The sequence below is a fragment of the Psychroserpens sp. genome (assembly GCF_047633235.1).
Taxonomy (GTDB): Bacteria; Bacteroidota; Bacteroidia; order Flavobacteriales; family Flavobacteriaceae; genus Psychroserpens.
Genome location: NZ_JBLIET010000005.1, coordinates 53,522 through 73,148, shown reverse-complemented (window position 1 = coordinate 73,148; position 19,627 = coordinate 53,522). Strand labels below are relative to the sequence as shown.

General features: G+C 34.3%; 18 protein-coding genes. 8 read left to right on the top strand and 10 right to left on the bottom strand.

What is annotated here, in order from left to right:
* Positions 1 to 146 precede the first annotated feature (146 nt).
* Positions 147 to 524 (top strand): DUF2237 family protein, encoded by a 378-nt coding sequence (locus tag ACJAZK_RS02685; protein WP_415222482.1) that lies wholly within the window; start codon positions 147 to 149, stop codon positions 522 to 524.
* Between the two features lie 1,139 nt (positions 525 to 1,663).
* Here ACJAZK_RS02685 and ACJAZK_RS02680 read toward each other — a convergent pair.
* On the bottom strand, positions 1,664 to 2,260 hold the full coding sequence (locus tag ACJAZK_RS02680) for a fasciclin domain-containing protein (RefSeq protein WP_415222481.1): 597 nt from the start codon (positions 2,258 to 2,260) through the stop codon (positions 1,664 to 1,666).
* Between the two features lie 198 nt (positions 2,261 to 2,458).
* Positions 2,459 to 3,088, bottom strand: a complete 630-nt coding sequence (locus ACJAZK_RS02675) for an SDR family oxidoreductase (RefSeq protein ID WP_415222480.1) — start codon at positions 3,086 to 3,088, stop codon at positions 2,459 to 2,461.
* Positions 3,089 to 3,561: 473 nt separating this feature from the next.
* Between ACJAZK_RS02675 and ACJAZK_RS02670 the strand changes: the two genes are divergently transcribed.
* The 6 genes from ACJAZK_RS02670 to ACJAZK_RS02645 all read left to right on the top strand — a co-directional run bounded on the left by ACJAZK_RS02670 (position 3,562) and on the right by ACJAZK_RS02645 (position 8,564).
* Positions 3,562 to 4,146: a TetR/AcrR family transcriptional regulator gene (locus tag ACJAZK_RS02670; RefSeq protein WP_415222479.1), complete on the top strand. Its 585-nt coding sequence runs from the start codon at positions 3,562 to 3,564 to the stop codon at positions 4,144 to 4,146.
* A gap of 1 nt (position 4,147) precedes the next feature.
* Positions 4,148 to 4,813 carry an NAD(P)H-binding protein gene (locus ACJAZK_RS02665; protein WP_415222478.1) on the top strand — a complete coding sequence of 222 codons (666 nt, stop codon included), beginning with the start codon at positions 4,148 to 4,150 and terminating at the stop codon, positions 4,811 to 4,813.
* Between the two features lie 15 nt (positions 4,814 to 4,828).
* Entirely contained in the window at positions 4,829 to 5,461 is a 633-nt protein-coding gene (locus ACJAZK_RS02660; RefSeq protein WP_415222477.1) for an NAD(P)H-dependent oxidoreductase, read from the top strand.
* 11 nt (positions 5,462 to 5,472) lie between these two features.
* Positions 5,473 to 6,471, top strand: coding sequence for an NADP-dependent oxidoreductase (locus ACJAZK_RS02655; protein ID WP_415222476.1), 999 nt, complete (start codon positions 5,473 to 5,475; stop codon positions 6,469 to 6,471).
* Positions 6,472 to 6,492: 21 nt separating this feature from the next.
* Positions 6,493 to 7,653: an iron-containing alcohol dehydrogenase gene (locus ACJAZK_RS02650; RefSeq protein WP_415222475.1), complete on the top strand. Its 1,161-nt coding sequence runs from the start codon at positions 6,493 to 6,495 to the stop codon at positions 7,651 to 7,653.
* Positions 7,654 to 7,757: 104 nt separating this feature from the next.
* Positions 7,758 to 8,564 carry a type 1 glutamine amidotransferase domain-containing protein gene (locus ACJAZK_RS02645; RefSeq protein ID WP_415222474.1) on the top strand — a complete coding sequence of 269 codons (807 nt, stop codon included), beginning with the start codon at positions 7,758 to 7,760 and terminating at the stop codon, positions 8,562 to 8,564.
* 92 nt (positions 8,565 to 8,656) lie between these two features.
* On the opposite strand, the gene ACJAZK_RS02640 is transcribed toward ACJAZK_RS02645, so the two are convergent.
* From ACJAZK_RS02640 to ACJAZK_RS02620, 5 genes are all read right to left on the bottom strand, one after another.
* On the bottom strand, positions 8,657 to 9,106 hold the full coding sequence (locus ACJAZK_RS02640; protein ID WP_028870864.1) for a KTSC domain-containing protein: 450 nt from the start codon (positions 9,104 to 9,106) through the stop codon (positions 8,657 to 8,659).
* A 127-nt stretch (positions 9,107 to 9,233) separates the two neighbouring features.
* The gene (locus ACJAZK_RS02635; RefSeq protein WP_028870863.1) at positions 9,234 to 10,124 is read right to left on the bottom strand and encodes an EamA family transporter; all 891 of its coding nucleotides are present in this window, start codon (positions 10,122 to 10,124) and stop codon (positions 9,234 to 9,236) included.
* Between the two features lie 56 nt (positions 10,125 to 10,180).
* Positions 10,181 to 11,716, bottom strand: a complete 1,536-nt coding sequence (locus ACJAZK_RS02630) for an SDR family NAD(P)-dependent oxidoreductase (RefSeq protein WP_415222473.1) — start codon at positions 11,714 to 11,716, stop codon at positions 10,181 to 10,183.
* A gap of 345 nt (positions 11,717 to 12,061) precedes the next feature.
* Entirely contained in the window at positions 12,062 to 14,557 is a 2,496-nt protein-coding gene (locus ACJAZK_RS02625) for an ABC transporter permease (protein ID WP_415222528.1), read from the bottom strand.
* A gap of 41 nt (positions 14,558 to 14,598) precedes the next feature.
* Positions 14,599 to 15,300 (bottom strand): ABC transporter ATP-binding protein, encoded by a 702-nt coding sequence (locus tag ACJAZK_RS02620; RefSeq protein ID WP_415222472.1) that lies wholly within the window; start codon positions 15,298 to 15,300, stop codon positions 14,599 to 14,601.
* Between the two features lie 20 nt (positions 15,301 to 15,320).
* Between ACJAZK_RS02620 and ACJAZK_RS02615 the strand changes: the two genes are divergently transcribed.
* Positions 15,321 to 16,076 carry an arylesterase gene (locus ACJAZK_RS02615; RefSeq protein WP_415222471.1) on the top strand — a complete coding sequence of 252 codons (756 nt, stop codon included), beginning with the start codon at positions 15,321 to 15,323 and terminating at the stop codon, positions 16,074 to 16,076.
* A 278-nt stretch (positions 16,077 to 16,354) separates the two neighbouring features.
* Here ACJAZK_RS02615 and ACJAZK_RS02610 read toward each other — a convergent pair whose 3' ends face one another.
* From ACJAZK_RS02610 to ACJAZK_RS02600, 3 genes are all read right to left on the bottom strand, one after another.
* Positions 16,355 to 17,746, bottom strand: coding sequence for an FAD-binding oxidoreductase (locus tag ACJAZK_RS02610; protein ID WP_415222470.1), 1,392 nt, complete (start codon positions 17,744 to 17,746; stop codon positions 16,355 to 16,357).
* 134 nt (positions 17,747 to 17,880) lie between these two features.
* Entirely contained in the window at positions 17,881 to 18,381 is a 501-nt protein-coding gene (locus ACJAZK_RS02605) for a YybH family protein (protein ID WP_415222469.1), read from the bottom strand.
* A gap of 129 nt (positions 18,382 to 18,510) precedes the next feature.
* Entirely contained in the window at positions 18,511 to 19,605 is a 1,095-nt protein-coding gene (locus ACJAZK_RS02600) for a nickel-binding protein (protein WP_415222468.1), read from the bottom strand.
* Positions 19,606 to 19,627: the final 22 nt, after the last annotated feature.

Here is a 19,627-nt window from a genome sequence, read left to right as displayed (position 1 = left end):
AGCATTACCAAGTCTTGTAAATAGGCCTTAAAATAGATGTTCTAAGTTTTAAAATACTAGATTAATTAATCTTCTTTAAATAGAAATATGTTAGAGAATGTATGGCATTCCCGTTATCTTTGCAACCACTACTAAAAGTAACAGTTATGAGCACTACAAAACCAACCTTAAACGTATTAGGAACCCCTTTAGAAAACTGCTCTTGCGACCCTATGACAGGGTATTTGCGTGATGGTTTTTGTAACACCACACCAGATGATTTTGGAACCCATGTTGTTTGTGCTATTGTCACTAAAGAATTCTTAGACTATTCCGCATCTAAAGGAAATGATCTCATGACCGCAATTCCACAATGGAATTTCCCCGGACTCAAACCTGGTGATAAATGGTGTCTCTGTGTATCGCGCTGGAAACAAGCCGAAAAAGCCAATTGTGCACCAAAAGTAGCTCTAAATGCAACCCATGAGCTGGCTTTGAAATTTGTGTCTTTAGAGCTTTTAAAAGAACATGTAGTGCTATTGTAAACTCTCAAATATTTCCTTGTATGACTAATGGTTCTTAATTAAAACAAGTGTGCTCCGCTCCTATTACGAGTACTACAAATAGACCAGATTTATATATAACTGAATATTATTGTTATTAAAAAGCATCTTGAATTTTCAAATGTATTCTAGTCAATTCTAGTGGTCAGTACAGATTATAAAACCATGTTAAAATAATTATTTTGTTTAATAATAGTAGTTTGCAATTAAACAAAAAGAGGTATCTTTCAATAAAAAATAGTATGATGTTAAGTACAATGATTAAAGAAAAAATTAAGGCGAAAATTAAAGCAGAGATTAAGACCAAGATTAAGGCGCATATGAAAATGAAAGTGGCAGATGTTATGAGCTCATGTATAATGGCTAAGGCGCCACAACTTGCTTATGTGAAAGTCGCGAAACATTCGAGGTTTTGTAAGTAGTACCATTTATATACCGTTTGGTTATTCAATGACGTGTACCAGCTCCCCCTTGGAAATTTGAAAACTACGCCAACAGTATGTTAGTATTATATTAAAGGCAACTCATAAACTTCCTTAGCTTTCGTGTCTTCGGAAGTTTTGTTATAAAATGACGGTGTTGTTATTAAAGTTTTTGGCCTTTTTTTTTACTCTTTTTTGGCTATTATTTAACTCACATCTATCTTTACAAGTAACGCGGTCATTACTTACGCTCTTACTGAGCAAATCCCAAAGTATCATGCGGTATCGATTTTTTAGACATAGATTCCTGACTTAACAGGACTGACAATTAGTTTGTGAAATAATTCTCCAAACAAAATACGAGTAATCAATATGTTCATGACCTACTGTATGATCATAGAATACCAAACCTATTAACACTAATAACTTTACATAGGAATCTATTTATGGCTGCGTAGCAGGTATGAGTGATGTGTATGAGGTCGTTCGTATTGTATAAAAAAATAACAGTACATGCTTTATTTTATACAAAACAATACGTTTCGGTCAATTGTTTAATAAATAAGACAGTTTGTAGTTTGAATATAAATTAGAATCTAGTTTATGTTTAATAATTGTTATATGATGTCATAAAATAAAAGACACAAAAAAAAGCCAACACAATGCTGACTTCTTTTTCCAAATGTTATGTTGTACTAATTATTTAGGCATTACAACAGAATCAATAGCATGTATTACGCCGTTAGAGGCAGCTACATCAGCTATAACTACAGTAGATGTTCCACCATTAGCATCTGTTAAGATTACTTTTCCGTCATTTAAACTCAAAGTAATTTGTCCCCCGTTTAAAGTGTCTACAGTGAACTTTCCTTCGTTACTGTTGATAGCATCAATTACTGCTGCAGCTTCAAATTTTCCTGCAACAACGTGGTATGTTAATATTCCTGCTAACGTACTTTTATTTTCTGGCATTAATAGAGACGCTACTGTTCCCTCTGGTAGCTCTGCAAAAGCAGCATTTGTTGGTGCAAAAACTGTTAATGGTCCTTCGCCATTTAATGCATCTACTAAATCTGCAGCTTTTACAGCAGCTACTAACGTAGAGAAATTTTCATTCCCTGCGGCCACCCCTACAATTGTTGGTGTCTCTTGAACTTCAGACATAGCCATTTCATTAGAGACTTCAGCAACTTCTGTTTCTACTACTACTTCTTCAGTATTTTTTTTAGATTCTCCGCATGATGCAAATAATAAACCTGCAAATGCCAAGACTGTAAATGTTTTCAAAATTTTCATTGGTTTTTTGTTTTTAGTTAAAAATTATATACAAATATATGAGAATGTTTTCTTTTGTTCACTATTATTAACAAAACATTAAACAAAATAAATCATTATTATGCTTCACCTCGATCAGGATAGTCTTTATAAATTCTATAAAATTCATAAGGTCTTTAATTCCAGGTCTAGCAAAAGGCATCGGTTGTGTAAATGCAACTACACAATAGTTTCAAAAGCTTTATCAATTAAAGTGTCGCCTTTAATAATCTCAAATGTTACTTTGTTTGCGGCATCATCATGTAAAGCTCTAACTAATGTTTGAGCAACATCATCACGCGTAATGTCACCTTGTTCATTTAATGATTTGGCGAATTTAATTTTTCCTGAACCTACCTTATTAGTTAAACTTCCAGGCCTTACAATTGTATAATTTAAATTTGATGATTTGAGATGTTCATCGGCATTATGTTTTGCTTTGAGGTAGTCTCGAAGAACTTCGCTTTTTTCTGGTTGGTCTGCTCCCATTGAACTTAGCATTACAAATTTCTTAATCTTTCCAGTTATAGATGCATCAATCATTTTGATGGCTCCATCTTGATCTACAGCTTTTACTTTTTTTCCTCCAGAGCCAGCAGCAAAGACTACTTTATCTATGTTTTTGACCGTACGTAATACCTCTTTTTCCAAATCTCCAAATATCGTTTTTACGTCATGAGCTAGAAACTCAACGTGTTGATGTTCATTTCTAACCATGGCGATAGGCTCAAAATATTGTGATGTTTTTAATAATTGAACTATTTTTTTTCCTGTGGTACCTGTGGCACCTACTACTAATACGTTTTCCATTTGTTTTTTTTTACAATATCCTAATTATGAATGTCTCGGCTTAGTGGATACGATTAAATTCTTAACTCAAATAGAGTATTGTAATTATTAATTATTCTGCAGGAAATATAAACGATGTAAGAATGTATTATAAGAAGTAGTGGATTCTAATAACAAAAAATTTCCAGTATTTGAATAATGTGATGTAATTACAAACATAAAAAGTTAACTAAATTGTACTTTATGTTAAATTACAAATAGTGAATGTGAATATTATGAATAACAGTATATAGTCGTAATAAACATGAAGGAAGTTATTGAAAAACATAGATTGTTGTGCTATTGATATTTTTCTATTTATTGGTAGTATATTAAGCGCCCTCTCTGTTTAGAATAGATATTAAAATTGCTCCAGGACTCGAGTTTATAATTCTTTGTTAAAAAAAGAATGAACATTCATTTTTATTGTATATTTGTTCTATATTTAAAATTAAATGGGGAAACTTCAAAAAAGTATTGACAAACGAAACGCTTTAATTAGAGCAACCATAGAGCTTGTAAACAACAATGGTTTTCACGCTACTCCTATGAGTAAAATTGCTAAAATGGCCAATGTATCTCCTGCTACAATCTATCTGTATTTTGAAAACAAACAGGATTTAGTCAATCAAACGTATATAGATGTAAAAGCACAATACACAACATATGCTTTTGAAACCTTTGATTCGAATATGCCCGTTGAAGCCGGTTTTGAATTGATATGGAAACGTATTGCAGATTTTAAATTAAAGGAGTGTGAAAATGCCATGTTTTTGGCTCAGTGTGACAACACACCAATAATTGATGAACCTAGCAGACAAGAAGGTATTAAGCATTTACAACCACTACTCGATCTATGGAAGCGAGGTCAAACAGAAGGTATTATAAAACCTATATCAGATTTTTTACTCTATGCATATGCTATAAATCCATTATCCTTTTTGATGATTGTTCAAAAAAGAGGTGATTTTCAATTGAATCAAACACATTTAGAAGAAGCTTACCAATCTGCTTGGAGCAGCATAAAAGTTTGTAGTTAATATGAAAAAAACAGCAATTATATTAGGTGCCTCGGGATTAACAGGGACTATTTTACTGCATGCATTAATTGAAGACCATCGGTATGAAAGTATTAAGTTGTTTTCGCGTTCTAAAATTGAAGGCTTGTCTAATAAAGTGACACAGTATATAGGTGATCTTTTAAATTTAGAACAGTTTAAGGCAGACTTTACTGCAGATGAAGTGTATTGTTGTATTGGCACAACGAACAATAAAACACCTGACAAAAAGCTATACAAACAAATAGATTATGGTATTCCAGTACATGCTGCAAGACTTTCAAAAGCAAATGGTATTAGTACGTTTTTGGTGATGTCATCACTGGGAGCAAACGCAAAAAGCCAAGTGTTTTACAATAAAACTAAAGGCGAAATGGAACGTGATGTTTTACAAGAGAACATTAAGAATACATTTTTATTAAGACCATCGTTAATTGGTGGAGAACGCAAAGAACGCCGCACACTAGAAAAAATAGCAGTGTTTATGTTTCAAATTATACAACCATTATTTATAGGAAGTTTTAAGCAATACAAAATAATTGAGCCAAAAATAATTGCACAAGCCATGATCAACTTGGCAAACAATACAAGTCATGCCGAAGTCATTATCACGTCAAACGATATAAAAAGAATAGCAAAAAACAACTAAAAAAAAATGGATCACATGAAATTAATAGACCACTTAAATTGGAGATATGCTGCAAAAGCAATGAATGGAGAAATCGTAACAGAAGATAAAATAGAACGTATTTTAGAAGCTGCACGTTTGGCACCAACATCAAGTGGATTACAACCTTTTGAGATTTTTATAATTAAAAATAAAGACCTTAAAGAAAAAATAAGACCAGTGGCTTGGAACCAATCTGTAATTACAGAATGCTCTCACCTACTCGTCTTTGCAGCATGGGACACCTATACAGCAGATAGAATCAATTATATGTTTGATTTAACCAACGAGATTCGCGGATTTAAAAATGAAGGTTGGGAAAATTACCGTAACATGTTATTAAGCTCATATCCGCAGCAGGATGCAGAAGAGAACTTTAATCATGCTGCTAAACAAGCCTATATCGCTTTCGGCACGGCAATGGTTGCTGCTGCAGAAGAAAAAGTAGATAGTACGCCAATGGAAGGTTTTGATGCCAATGCTGTTGACGATATTTTAGGATTAAGAGAGAAAGGATTACGCAGCTCTGTTTTATTAGCAATAGGTTATAGAAAAGAAGACGCAGATTGGTTAGTAAATCTTAAAAAAGTTAGAAAACCTATGAAAGATTTACTGACTGTAATAGATTAAAAATTAAAAAAATGATGAAGACTATAGTATTAAATAGTAGACCAGAGGGAAAACCCACAAGTTCCGATTTTAAATGTATCACTGAGGATATTAAATTAACACTGCAAGAAGGAGAAATCCTTTTAGAAGCTACCTATGTCTCTGTAGATCCTTATTTAAGAGGGCGAATGAGTGATGCAAAATCATACATTCCTCCATTTGAATTACATAGGCCAATACAGTCTGGCGTTGTTGCTAAAGTCATTGCCTCTAAAAATGTAGTTTTTGAAGTTGGTGATTTTGTTTCTGGAATGTTAGATTGGAAAACGAAACAAGTATCTATAGGCGCTGGACTTTTAAAAGTGGATGCTTCTAAAGCACCTTTAAGTACCTATTTAGGAATTTTAGGAATGACCGGTTTAACTGCTTATTTAGGTTTAAATAAAATAGGAAAACCTAAAGCTGGTGAAACGCTAGTGGTATCTGGAGCTGCTGGAGCGGTAGGGAGTGTTGTTGGACAAATAGCAAAAATTCTTGGACTTCATGTGATTGGGATTGCTGGAACTGACGAAAAGATTGACATGCTCAAAGACAAGTTCGGATTTGATGCAGGTATCAATTACAAGACCAGTAAAAATATTAAAGAAGATATCGCTAAGGCGGCGCCAAATGGAGTGGATATTTATTTTGATAATGTTGGTGGACCTATATCTGATGCTGTACTATTTAATATTAATAGATTGGCTAGAATCGTTGTATGCGGAGCAATTTCTGTATACAACAATACAGAACTACCAAAAAGTATCAGTGTGCAACCTTTCTTAGTAAGAAATAGCGCACTGATGCAAGGTTTTATCGTATCTAATTATGTAGATGAATTTCCAGAAGCTATGCAACAATTATCAGAATGGCTCGCTGAAGGAAAATTAACATATACTGAAACTATCGTTGATGGTTTTGAAAATATTCCGAATGCTTTTATCGATTTATTTGATGGTAAAAACAAAGGAAAAATGGTAGTAAAAATTTAATTATAAAAAGAGAAAAAGAAGATGAACAATTTTGAATTTAAAAATCCGACCAAAATTATTTTTGGTAAAGACACTATAAAAAAACTAGAATCTGAAATACCTAGTGATTCCAGAGTATTACTCCTTTATGGAGGCGGAAGTATCAAGAAAAACGGAATTTACGACCAAGTAAAAACCGCTTTAGTTAAAGTAGATGTTATTGAGTTTGGAGGTATTCCTGCAAATCCAGAATATTCAGTATTAATGGAAGCACTAAAAGTTATTAAAGATGAGAAAATCACGTATTTATTAGCCGTTGGTGGTGGATCTGTAATTGACGGTACTAAGTTTTTATCAGCTGCTGCAAACTACACGGGCGAAACACCTTGGGATATTTTGGCTAACAATATTAAAACTGAAAAAGGAATGCCTTTTGGGACCGTTTTAACATTGCCAGCTACAGGATCTGAAATGAATTCTGGAGCAGTAATAACCAGAAAAGAAACGCAAGAGAAATTAGCAATGGGCGGACCAGGCTTATTTCCTGAGTTCTCGATATTAGATCCTCAAGTGATTATATCAATTCCGGAACGTCAATTAGCGAACGGATTAACAGATGCTTTTACCCACGTTCTTGAGCAATATATGACATATCCAATTGGTGCCTTATTACAAGATCGTTTCGCTGAAAGTATTTTGCAAACACTCGTTGACGTAGCACCAAAAGTAATAAAAGATCCAACAGATTATAAAGCGGCATCAAACTTTATGTGGAGTTGTACCATGGCTTTAAACGGATTGATACAAAAAGGAGTCCCTACAGATTGGGCTGTTCATGCTATTGGGCATGAGTTAACTGCTTTATTTGGTATTGATCATGCGCGAACTTTAGCAGTCATTGCTCCTAGTCATTACAAGTTCAACTTTGAAGCTAAAAAAGAAAAATTAGCACAATATGCAGAGCGTGTTTGGAATATAACTGACGGTAGTACGGATGATAAAGCTTATGCTGCTATTGAAAAAACGGAAGCTTTTTTCCATGAATTAGGAATTGATACTAAACTATCAGATTATACACAAGATTACCAAGGTACTGCTGAAAAAATAGCAGAACGTTTCACAAATCGTGGGTGGATGGGATTAGGTGAGCATCAATCATTATCACCAGATAAAGTGGAGAAAATCGTAAAAATGGCTTATTAAATTGCATTTCGATGTTACATTGGGCGCAGTCGAAATGCATTGGAAATATATATATCGAGGTGTTCCAATGCGCGAAAACTGACATCATCAATTAAATTTTAACTATGAAATTAATAAAAACTATGGCTTTAGTGCTAACAATCGTTTCGCTCTCAAGTTGTAAAAACACCAAAAAAGAAGTGTCTTCAGAAAACGTTTCAGAAGAAAAAAAAGAAATTAAAAAAGATAAAAACATGAACATATTATTTGTATTAACATCTCACGATAAATTAGGAGATACAGGAAAAAAAACAGGATTTTGGGTTGAAGAATTTGCAAACCCATATTATACATTATTAGATAAAGGTGCCACCATAACTATTGCAACACCTAAGGGAGGTGCTGCACCAATTGATCCAAGTAGTGATTCACCTGACGCTGCAACAGCAGCGACAGAGCGTTTTGAAAACGATGCAGATGCAAAAGCAAGAATAGCAAATACAAAAGTACTAGCAGATATGAATCCAGACGATTTTGATGCTGTATTTTATCCAGGAGGACATGGTCCATTATGGGATTTAGCAAACGATGCAACATCTATTGCTTTAATTGAAAAATTCAATAGCCAAGCTAAGCCTATTGCTTTTGTATGTCATGCTCCTGCGGCTTTAAAAGACGTGAAAAATACAGATGGTTCTCCATTAGTAAATGGTAAGAAAGTGACTGGATTTACTAATACTGAGGAAGCTGCTGTTGGTTTAACAGCTGTCGTTCCGTTTTTAGTTGAGGATATGTTGAGTAATAATGGCGGAATCTACTCTAAAAAAGAGGATTGGGCAGCTTATGCAATTCAAGATGGGAATTTAATTACAGGTCAAAATCCAGCTTCATCAGAGCTCGTTGCCGAAAAATTATTAGAGAGTTTAAAATAATTAAAGTAGTATAATTCTTAAGCATAAAAAAGGTTGTCTGTAATGGACAACCTTTTTTATGTTTTATAATTACGCTCTGTAAACACTCGTGCTTAAGCATTCTCAAGCGTACGCTTAGATTTTCTATAAATATATTTAGGATAAATAGCACGTTTAGCAAAACGATTGATCTTACCACTATTAACCATTTTTATATAGACTTGTTTCGTAACACCAAAGTACTCATACGTTGTTCCGTCAAGAAAAGTGATTTCGAGTAACATGCCTTTGTGCTGGTAATCATCAATACCTGCATTCGTGATAGTTTCGGTATAAGCCTCTAAATTTGCTGCTTTTGTTTCTGGAGCCATACTTACTAAAAAGTGATAGCCATCAATAATATTTCGACTTTGGATCTCTGCTTCTTCTTGTAATTCGTGTCCGTCTTGAAATTTATCAGGATGCCATTCCTTAACTAAGTCACGATAAGCCTTTTTAAGAGATTTTAATTCGATCTCGTTTTCTATTCCAAAAAGTTTCTTGTATTGTTTTATGCGTTTCATTCCAACTATTGTTTGAGCGCGCAAAAGTACGTCCTATTTTCAAATGAATTGCTATACTTTGTGAGGGTTTTTTGTTTTAATAGTTTTTAAGAGACTGCTAACCAATAAAAAAGCACTCCTCTAAGAATCACTTTTTCTTCGATGTAATAAAATAAACGCCTGTAAGTAGCACTGATGCTGCAATTATAGATTGAGCACTTAGTGTTTCATCTAGCACATACCATCCTAAAAGCATGGCAATAATTGGATTTATGTAAGCCGAAGTCGCTACTTTCTCTGTAGACACTTGTTTTAAAAGATAATTGAAGGCCGTAAAAGCACCAATACTTCCAAATGTCGTGAGAGCTAACATCGATAACTGAACATTCGTACTCCAATGTAATGGCGATATCCACACTTCTCCAAACGAGATACTTGTACATAAAAGAATACTACCGGCAATTAGCATTTGATATCCTGTACTTACAAAATAATTTTTTGGCAAATCTGCTTTAGCAACGAACACACTACCATAGCTCCAGCCAAATACACAAGTAAAAATCATAAAAACGCCTAATAAGGTCTCTTCGTTTGTTACCAGTTCCTGTTGACTAACTAAGAGATACATACCAACAATACCAAGTCCAACACCTATGAGAGATTTTGGTTTCATTTTTTTATTATCAATTAAACGCATTAATAATAAAACAAATAGCGGTTGTGTAGATGCTAATAAGGCTCCAAACCCACTATCTATATACTTTAAAGCCCAAACGAAAACACCGTTGCCATAGACTAAAAATAAAAAGCCCACAAAACAGGAATTTATAAGCTGTTTTTTAGAGATTTTAAGACTAAAGTTGGATGCTTTTGCAATCCCAAAAATTAAGATACTTGCGCTTAAAAATCGAATTCCCGCTAAGAAAAATGGAGGCAATTCAGTGACTGAAATTTTATTTAGTAAGTACGTAGAACCCCAAATAACGTATATGGCAAAAAACGCTATAATTATTGAGGCTTTCGAACTTAATTTTGGCATTATCTGGAGTAAGTTAGATTAAATTTTCTCATTATAAATATATTGAAAATAAAAAACTACCAATCAATAGGAAAGTAATCTTTTAAGAATTTTCCACACCAGTGTTTTCCAGTAGTAATACCATCAATCAAAGGATCCATAACACGAGCTGCACCATCTACAATATCTAAAGGCGGTTGAAAATCGTGAACTTCTATTTTCTTTTTAGATAATGCTGCTGGATCTTCATCGGTTACCCAACCTGTATCCACAGCATTCATATAAATTCCAGATTTCGCAAAGGTTGCAGACGAAGTGTGTGTTAACATATTCAAAGCAGCTTTCGCCATATTAGTATGTGGATGACGATCCTCTTTTTTGAATCTATGGAACTTCCCTTCCATCGCAGATACATTAATAATATGTTTTTTGCCTGTATTTTCTTTCATCATTAGATGCGACAAACGATTACATAACACAAAAGGAGCCACAGCATTTACCAATTGAACTTCTACCATTTCGGTCGTTTCAATTTGTCCTAGTGTTAAACGCCAACTGTTCGTTTTTCGTAAATCGACTTGTTGTAAATCAGCATCTAATTCACCTTCAGGAAAGACTTCTTTAGCTTGCAATGCATTATCAAAACTATACGGTATTTGAGATAACTCGGCAGAAGATCTTAAACCTATACCAGGTTCTGGACCATGCCATGTAACCGGTAACATATCATTTTTGGCTGTTTTAGACGTTGGAATACTCAAATCTGATAATTCTTGTAAGCAACTTAAATGGCTTTTTAATAACTCTTGCGCGCGTTCTGGTAATTCTGTGATTGGCTTCTTTTCATTGGCCATTAAATGAAAATAAAACCCGGAAGGTCGTCTAACAGTTTGCGCTGCATTGTTGATTAAAATATCTAATCTTGAATAGTGTTGTTCTATATAATTACAAAAAATCTCTACACTTGGTATATGACGTAAATCTAGTCCGTGAATGTGCAAACGATCACGCCACATACTGTAATCCTCTTCTTTAGAAAACCGAATAGCAGAATCTGCAGGAAAACGTGTGGTAGCAATAACTGTAGCTCCAGATCGTAATAACATCAAGGAGATATGATAGCCAATTTTTAATCGTGAACCTGTGATTACAGCGACTTGATCTGTTAAATCTGCTGTTTGAAAACGTTTGGCATAATTTAAATCACCACAATCTGTACACATCGTATCATAGAAATGATGCAATTTGGTGTAGACCGTTTTACAGACGTAACAATTTCTTGGTGATTCTAGTTCTGATGTGTCTTTTTGAGCTTCGGTTGGTGCTAATAATTTAGGTGCAGTAAAAATACTGGCTTCTCTTGCAGATCTAATTCCTGTTTCTTTTCTAGCATGCTTATCTCGAGCAATCATCTTGCGTTTTATTGCTTTTTTAGCATCTTTTTTACGACGTTTATGTTCGTCACGGTTTGGACGAGATAATTGACCAGCAACAGTTATAAGAGCCACTCTTTGAGCTTCTGGGAGTTCATAAAGTTGATTGGAGTCATCTAACATCTTCTGTAATGTTGTAATACAGAATGCTATGTCTTCGTTTGATTTAGTGTCACTCATGTCATTAAAGCACTGTAAGTCTTGTTTTTAAATACCTTATATTGTAAAAAAGCAAGTTTATGATGTCTGTTCTAGACGATTTGTATTTTAGCTCGCAAGATATACATAAGGTTTTTTACTTGTATGCTTTCTTAAAAAATATTGAACATATTTATAGTATTAGAGCATAGATAAAAGATTTCAATAGCCAAGCATACTATTTATATTTTTTTTTCTTAGAACTTCGGAAATTAGAAAACAACACTATGAGTCTGAGACCATACAGTTAATTATAACCGATTTTGATTCTGGCTATTTTCAGCTTAATAAAATAGAACCTCAAAAAAATACCTTATCACTTCCTTCTTAGCCTTCTCGCCTTAAAACGTCTAAAGGAGAACTGCGCAACACGGTTTGTATGTTACTCAATCCAATAGCTACAACTAACAAGCTAATTCCTGGTAAAAACACCAAAAAAGGAACTATCGATGGTACGAAAGGCTCATTAAAAACCAACAACGCTAAACACAGGCTTCCTATTAAAGCCAATAAAATACCTACCAAGCTACCAAGTACGCCTAAAAAGACATATTCAAAAGCAGATATTTTTAAAATTTGCTTGTTTTGAGCGCCTAGAGTTCGTAACAAAACACTTTCTCTTATACGTTGGTATTTGCTAGTTCTTACTGACCCTATTAGCACAATGATTCCAGTAAGGATGCTAAAAAAGGCCATGAAGTTTATAATCCATGATACTTTATTCAAAATATCTTCAACGACTGTATAAACTTGTCTCAAATCTATAATAGACACATTAGGAAATTTAGAAACGAGATCACGCTGCAAATCTGCAGAACTTTTTTCATCTGGTACTGCTGTGGTAATCACATTAAATTGAGGTGCTTGTTCTAAAACACCTTTCGGGAATAGGACGGTAAAGTTAGGTTGTAATTGTGCCCAATCAACTTTTCTAATACTACCAACAGTGGTTTCCATGAGTACACCTTGAACATTAAAAACAATCTCATCGCCAATACCAACTTTAGCATCTGACGCTAAATTTTCTGATAAGGAAATGAGTATAGCTGCATTAGGTGCTATTTGAGGTGTCCAATCACCTGCTATGATGTCTTCGGAAGTCGTCAAATTGTCTCTGTAGGTGGCCCTAAATTCGTGATTTAATATCCAACCGCGAACTTGACGTACGGAGTCTTGACGTAATTTGTTTACCAATTGATTTTTGATGCGATGCATACGCATAGTGACAATAGGAATATTGTCAAGAATAGGCAAGTTTAAATCTTGTATGCTCTGCTCAACAGCATCTCTTTGATTTGTTTGCACATCCAAAATAATGATATTAGCAGATTCTGCAGTCTGCGCAATTTCTGTTTTGGATAATAAAATATCTTTGGTGAAATATAAGGTGCTAATTAAAAAGGTTCCTAGACCAATGGCCACAACCAAAACAACAGTTTGATTGTTGGGTCTAAATAAATTCAATAGACTTTGGCGTGCAGCAAAACCAAAACGTTTTGGAAAAAATTTTCTAATCCCTTTCATGCTTAACAACGCGATTCCTGCTAAAATGGCAAACGTTAGAAGCGTTGCAAAAACGAATCCCATAGCAAACATGAGATTATCCAATAAAACATACGAGAATAAAAGTAAGAATATTACAATCGCAATAGACACCAAGACTTGTGCTTTTTTTGAGCTTTTAGAAGTGCTTTGACTAACTCGTAAGACTTCTAATGGCGACACATACCAGGTGTTTATAAGTGGTAATAACGCGAATAATACGGACATAAATAACCCAAGAAAAACGCCAATGAAAATGGGTTGTAATGAAATACTAATCTCAACCGTAAAAGGCAAAAATGATTTTAAGATATACGGAAATAGTTCCTGTAGTGCAATGCCAATTATAGAGCCAATTAGTCCTCCAATAACGCCTATTCCTGCTATTTGTATTAAAAAAATCAAGAAGCTTTGTAATCTCGATGCTCCCATACATTTTAAAACAGCAATCGATTTTAATTTTTCCTTGATATAAATGTGTACAGAACTGGCAATTCCAATACAACCTAACAATAAGGCAATAAAGGCAGCTAAGTTCAAAAATTTCCCCACATTATCATAGCGATTACCCAAACGTTCACTTGTACTTGTATGGGTGTCTAAATCGGCATTTTCGATATCCAAAAGGGGATCGATCTTTTCTTCAAAAGCAATGAGATCAAAATCATTGGTCGTCTTATAAAAAAACTGATATTCTTTTCGACTTCCAAATTGTAGTAATTCCGTATTTGCAATAAGACGATATGGTATGACAATGGGTGGAGCTACAGAACTAGAGATTGCATTACTTCCAGGTATGGATTTTAAGGCACCAACAATGGGTAATGTAAGCTGTCCAACTTTAATAGAATCACCTATGTTAATGTTAAATTGAAGTAGTAATGTCGCATCAACTAAAGCGCCACCTAAATCTTGATAGCGTGTTGCGGCTAATATAGGTTGCGTATCCATAGTACCATAAAATGGAAAGTCACCTTCCATACCACGTACTTTAACCAATTTAGCACCTCCATTTTTAGGAAACGCAATCATGGAGACAAAATTTACTTCATAAGCGTTAGGTTGCAGAGAATCGATAATGGCTTGCGCTCTTTGAGTAGGCTCCTGTCTCGAGTCTATCACATAATCTGCTCCCATCAATACTTTAGATTGGCGCTGAATATTATCTTTAAGATTGGTACTGAATAATTGAATGGAAACGACTGCAGCGATCCCTAAAACAATAGAGCTCATAAATAATATCAAACGGACTTTACTCGCCTTAGCGTCTCGCCATGCCATTTTAAAAAGCCATTTTGTGCTTTGATTCATAAGAAAAGGAGCTATGATTGAAGTACTGAAGTACGTTGGTTGGTTAAAATTTGTCCGCCTTTCAATCTTAAAATCTGTTGGGTTCGGTTGGCAAGATCTAAATCGTGGGAAATTATTACCAATGTAGTGCCTGCTTCTTTATTAAGATCAAATAAGAGTTGTATCACTTTTTCACCAGTATCTTCATCTAAATTTCCCGTAGGCTCATCTGCAAATAATATAGACGGTTGGTTTGCAAAAGCTCTTGCTAAAGCAACCCGTTGTTGCTCTCCTCCAGAAAGTTGTGACGGATAGTGATGAGAGCGGTCTGCTAGTCCTACTTTTTCCAATAAAACCATACTTCGCTTTTCGGCATCTTTTGCGCCTTGTAACTCTAGAGGAACACTAACATTTTCTAACGCAGTGAGTGTTGGTAACAACTGAAAATTTTGAAATATAAAACCAACCTCTTTATTACGTAATTGAGCACGTTGGTCTTCATTTAAAGTACTTAAATCTTGACCACATAATTCTATTTGACCGGCACTTGGCTCATCTAGTCCTGCGCATAAACCAAGTAAGGTTGTTTTACCACTTCCTGATGGCCCAATGATTGAAAAAGTTTGACCTCGATCTACATCAAAAGAGATGTTTTGCAAAACCGTTAATTGTTTGTTACCGCTAGAATAAGTCTTTTCTAACCCAGTAATCTTTAATATCTTTGGTGTATTCATTTTAATAAAGTTGACACGTTATGTCTATGGCTCAAAATAAACAATTGATTTCAAAATCACCTAATTCATTTATAAAGAAACTCTTAAAGTTTTGTTATTTTATCCCTAGCTTTATAATGTGTGCATGTGGCAATGGAAAGTCAGAAACTGCCACTCAAAATGTACAAGCTAAAGAAGATTCTGCGCAAACGGAACAAATACCAGTGACGATCAATAAAATCAAGACCATTTTGTGTTTTGGAGATAGTATAACTGCGGGTTATGGATTGGATGATACTAATAATGCTTTTCCTGCCTTGCTGCAACAAAAAATAGATTCTTTAGGAGTTAATTACACAGTGATTAATTCTGGTTTAAGTGGCGAAACAAGTGCAGGTGGAAAAAGTAGAATTGATTGGATTTTAAAACAGGATATTGCTATTTTCGTCTTAGAGCTTGGAGCTAATGACGGCTTACGCGGTGTGGCGTTATCTGAAACACGCTCTAATTTACAATTCATTATAGATGTAGTACAAGAAAAAAGCGAAGACACCACTATTGTGCTTGCTGGTATGGAATTACCGCCTAATATGGGACAAGCATATACGAAAGAATTTAGACAGATATATGCAGAATTAGCGCAAGAAAATCAGTTGGAGTTCATTCCATTTATCTTAAAAGACGTTGGAGGCATTGCGTTACTCAACCAAAGCGATGGCATTCATCCAACAGTAGAAGGGCATCAAATTGTAGCCAATACGGTTTGGGAAGTTTTGAAGCCTTTGGTTAAGGAGTAGTTTATTCTTTGAATTTTATCAATTTCCGAAAAAAAAAGGTCAAACTATTAGCCAAAACAGCTGAACAAAGCGTGAATATGCTTTTTTTATTTGCTTAAGTTATTCTTAAATAGTGATCATAGCGCACTAAACAATAGATTAGAATTATTGTATCTAGAGATATAGTGCCTTAGTGTATAAGCAATAAAGATAGATTGCCCACACCCTATCATTTTATAAAAATAACTATACTACACTGTAATGCAATTAAATATCATATTAATGCGGTGAAAAGCGTATTAATTTTTAGGTCTTATATTCTGATTCACTCTAAATAAATTTTTAGGATCGTAGGTTGATTTGATGGAAACTAATCTTTGATAATTGTGTTTATAACTAGCTTTTATGCGGTCTTCTCCCTCTTCCATCATGAAATTAGAATAAGCACCACCTGCCGAATACGGGTGTAAAGCGTCCCAATAATCCTTACACCAGCTGGTGATTTTATCAGCATTTTTAGGATCAGGGTCAACACCAACTATTACACCAGCATAATTGGAATCTCTATAGGCCCATGGTGTCTCTTTTGGTCCAACTCTGCTTGCTGCACCACTAATTGGGTATAAGTGCATTTGAGATAATGGTGTTGGAATCTTTGAACCAAATTTTAAATGTTGTGCTCTCACTTCAGGCCCTAACGCTTTAAAGAAATCAGCTCTCCAATACCATTGTAAACCACGCGGCATCAAACCATCAAATAATGTTTGAATGGATGGATAAGGCATTGTACCAACATGTTCAAATAAAGGGTTTAAATCTCTAACGGGCTTAAAGAGTTTATCAAATTTAATAGGATCACCAACATAGCACCAAACTATTCCACAAAATTGCTTGTTGTGCAACTGTTCTGGAAATGGAGGTCCCGGTATAATCATAGTGGCTATAAACCCATTTAATTCGTCTGGAGCATTAAGAAGGAATTCATGATACCATTCCATAATTTCTTCTGTTTTTTCAACAGGCCACAAGGTTGGTCCTCCAATAACATTTTTAACTGAATGTGCTTGGAATTTAAATGAAGTTACGATACCGTAGTTTCCACCACCACCTCGAATAGCCCAAAATAAATCGGTGTTTTGTTGTGCATTTACCGTTAGAAACGAACCATCTGCTAATACCATATCTGCTTCTAATAAATTATCTATGGTTAATCCGTATTTCCTTGATAAATGTCCAACACCTCCGCCAAGTGTTAGTCCTCCAACGCCTGTTGTAGAAATTATTCCAGCTGGAACAGCTAATCCAAAAGGATAGGTAGCATGATCTACTTCTCCCCAAAGGTTTCCTCCACCTACTCTAACAGTATTATTTGAAGTCTCTACTCTTATAAATTTAATTCCGGATAAGTCTATAACTAAGCCATCATTACAAAGTCCTAAGCCGCCTCCGTTATGACCTCCACCTCTTATAGCAATTAGTAAATTATTTTCTCGTCCAAAATTTACAGATGCTATAACATCCGCAACATCGACACATATGACAAATAATCCTGGTTTTTTATCAATCATCGCGTTATACACCTTTCGTGTTTCGTCGTAGTCCGCATCTGATGGTAAAATAAGCCTGCCTCTTAATTGTGATTTGAAAGTGTTAATAATGTCTGGAGCAATATCTTTTATTAAATTTTTCATGTTTTAAATTTTTTAGTTTTTCAATAAATAATTGAATATGACAAATTATAAATGCAGAAAGCAATACAATTATTTAGTGAATTACTGATATTGTATTCTGCATTACACTCATAGTAAGTCTTACAAATTACTTCTTAATTCAAAGGTGAATGGTGTTCGTGAACCATTTTCCAACCATCACTAGTCTTCACAAATAATAGCGTTATTTGGTCATTTACAACCACTAAATCATCTCCAAATCTTAATTGAAAATCAGAGTGAAAGGTTAAATTAGCAACATCACCATACACCGCAATTTTTAAATCGTTTGCATCAAACTTAACGACTTCGGTTACAGAACCAAAAACACTTCGTTCGTGAAGTTCGTTTGCTTCACTACCATTTCTTGGTTCTCCATTTTTAAATTCAGTAAACTTCGAACTATAAGCGTGGAACGAAATGAGTTGATCCATATCGCCATCCATAATACTTTGTGCAATAGCACCGAATGTTTCCGTCACCTCTTGTTTTGCTTCAGGAAACTCATTGTTTATTAAATCGATTTGAATGTCATTTGTTTCTTGAGCTTGTTTGTCACACCCAGGGACTACGATTGTAAAAATCATAATCAATACGACCGTTAAATTTGTCTTCATAATTTTATATGTATTTGGTTTTTATCAAATGTAGAATAGAATATTTTTCTATTATTCTACATTTAGACCAAATAAAAGGACTTTTAGACCAAGAGGGAATTTACTTATAACTAGCTTTAATACAGTCTTTTAATTGTTGTAAACAAAAGTAGAAGGTAGAATACCATATTTTTTATGGAAACATTTTGAAAAATAAGCCGGACTACTAAAACCTGTTTGATACGCCACTTCAGAAATATTACAGTTTTGTTCTTCTAGTAATTTTAAGGCTTCATTTAAACGATACTCTTTTAAGAATGTATTGGGGGATTTATCAATAAGATTCATCATAGTGCGGTACAATTTAGATTTACTATAACCTAGATTTTCTTGAAAATCATTAACAGTTGTAGACGTATGTGACCATATCCTTTCAGTATATTCCATTAATTGCATCAAAAACTCTTCATTTTGACTATTTAAAACAGTAATTCCATCCTTTTCATGTAATGGCTTATTTTGGTTTTCTCCTTCGAAGAGATTATTGACTTTTGCAGTAATAGAAAAATCACCTTTAGCGATATCACTTAGATAATCAGAAGTTTTTATAGTGTCCTCAAAAATACTATCTTTTTCAGAAACAGGAATCCCAGCACTTATTCCTATCTTAAGTCCTAAATCTGGGATAATACCAGAATGATATGATTCTTGAATTTTTATACCACATAAAATGGCATCTGTAACCGAGACAAATGATATTAAAAATCTGGAAACGGCCTGCTCAACGATACGTCCATTGTATTGAGAGGCCAAATTACTAATAGATACGGAATAGCTTCTAATGGCGGCTTTTACTGTGTTTATATCTTTTGCTCTAAGCGTTTTATGCTTTAGCTTAACAACCATTAGGGTTCTAAAAGCTTGGTTGTTGATTATGTTGAGGCTGACGTTCTTTGATTTTTCAGGATCTTCAATACGTCCTAAAAAAGATTCCACAATTGTATCATTAACCTCAATAATACTTGTGGGAATAGCGCCATGAGCATTTTGATGTAAATCTATAAGCGCTTGTTTATTTGGCGCTTCTATTAAACAAAATGCTGTTTTTCTTTTTTCATCACACCAGTAGGTCAGTCCACGACAATTGTATTTGTGCTCAATATCTAAATCGGCTTGATGCATTTCTGCGACATGTTGCGCTGTAATACCTTCGGGAAGATCATGCAAATCTAAAAATAGTGGCATAGGATTGATTTTGAGTGTAATT

Coding starts and splice junctions, on each gene's coding strand:
- ACJAZK_RS02655 (WP_415222476.1), top strand. CDS start 5,473: ATGATGAAGACTATAGTATTAAATAGTAGACCAGAGGGAAAACCCACA.
- ACJAZK_RS02660 (WP_415222477.1), top strand. CDS start 4,829: ATGAAATTAATAGACCACTTAAATTGGAGATATGCTGCAAAAGCAATG.
- ACJAZK_RS02615 (WP_415222471.1), top strand. CDS start 15,321: ATGTCTATGGCTCAAAATAAACAATTGATTTCAAAATCACCTAATTCA.
- ACJAZK_RS02645 (WP_415222474.1), top strand. CDS start 7,758: ATGAAATTAATAAAAACTATGGCTTTAGTGCTAACAATCGTTTCGCTC.
- ACJAZK_RS02640 (WP_028870864.1), bottom strand. CDS start 9,106: ATGAAACGCATAAAACAATACAAGAAACTTTTTGGAATAGAAAACGAG.
- ACJAZK_RS02675 (WP_415222480.1), bottom strand. CDS start 3,088: ATGGAAAACGTATTAGTAGTAGGTGCCACAGGTACCACAGGAAAAAAA.
- ACJAZK_RS02605 (WP_415222469.1), bottom strand. CDS start 18,381: ATGAAGACAAATTTAACGGTCGTATTGATTATGATTTTTACAATCGTA.
- ACJAZK_RS02620 (WP_415222472.1), bottom strand. CDS start 15,300: ATGAATACACCAAAGATATTAAAGATTACTGGGTTAGAAAAGACTTAT.
- ACJAZK_RS02665 (WP_415222478.1), top strand. CDS start 4,148: ATGAAAAAAACAGCAATTATATTAGGTGCCTCGGGATTAACAGGGACT.
- ACJAZK_RS02630 (WP_415222473.1), bottom strand. CDS start 11,716: ATGAGTGACACTAAATCAAACGAAGACATAGCATTCTGTATTACAACA.
- ACJAZK_RS02685 (WP_415222482.1), top strand. CDS start 147: ATGAGCACTACAAAACCAACCTTAAACGTATTAGGAACCCCTTTAGAA.
- ACJAZK_RS02600 (WP_415222468.1), bottom strand. CDS start 19,605: ATGCCACTATTTTTAGATTTGCATGATCTTCCCGAAGGTATTACAGCG.
- ACJAZK_RS02635 (WP_028870863.1), bottom strand. CDS start 10,124: ATGCCAAAATTAAGTTCGAAAGCCTCAATAATTATAGCGTTTTTTGCC.
- ACJAZK_RS02650 (WP_415222475.1), top strand. CDS start 6,493: ATGAACAATTTTGAATTTAAAAATCCGACCAAAATTATTTTTGGTAAA.
- ACJAZK_RS02680 (WP_415222481.1), bottom strand. CDS start 2,260: ATGAAAATTTTGAAAACATTTACAGTCTTGGCATTTGCAGGTTTATTA.
- ACJAZK_RS02670 (WP_415222479.1), top strand. CDS start 3,562: ATGGGGAAACTTCAAAAAAGTATTGACAAACGAAACGCTTTAATTAGA.
- ACJAZK_RS02610 (WP_415222470.1), bottom strand. CDS start 17,746: ATGAAAAATTTAATAAAAGATATTGCTCCAGACATTATTAACACTTTC.
- ACJAZK_RS02625 (WP_415222528.1), bottom strand. CDS start 14,557: ATGGCATGGCGAGACGCTAAGGCGAGTAAAGTCCGTTTGATATTATTT.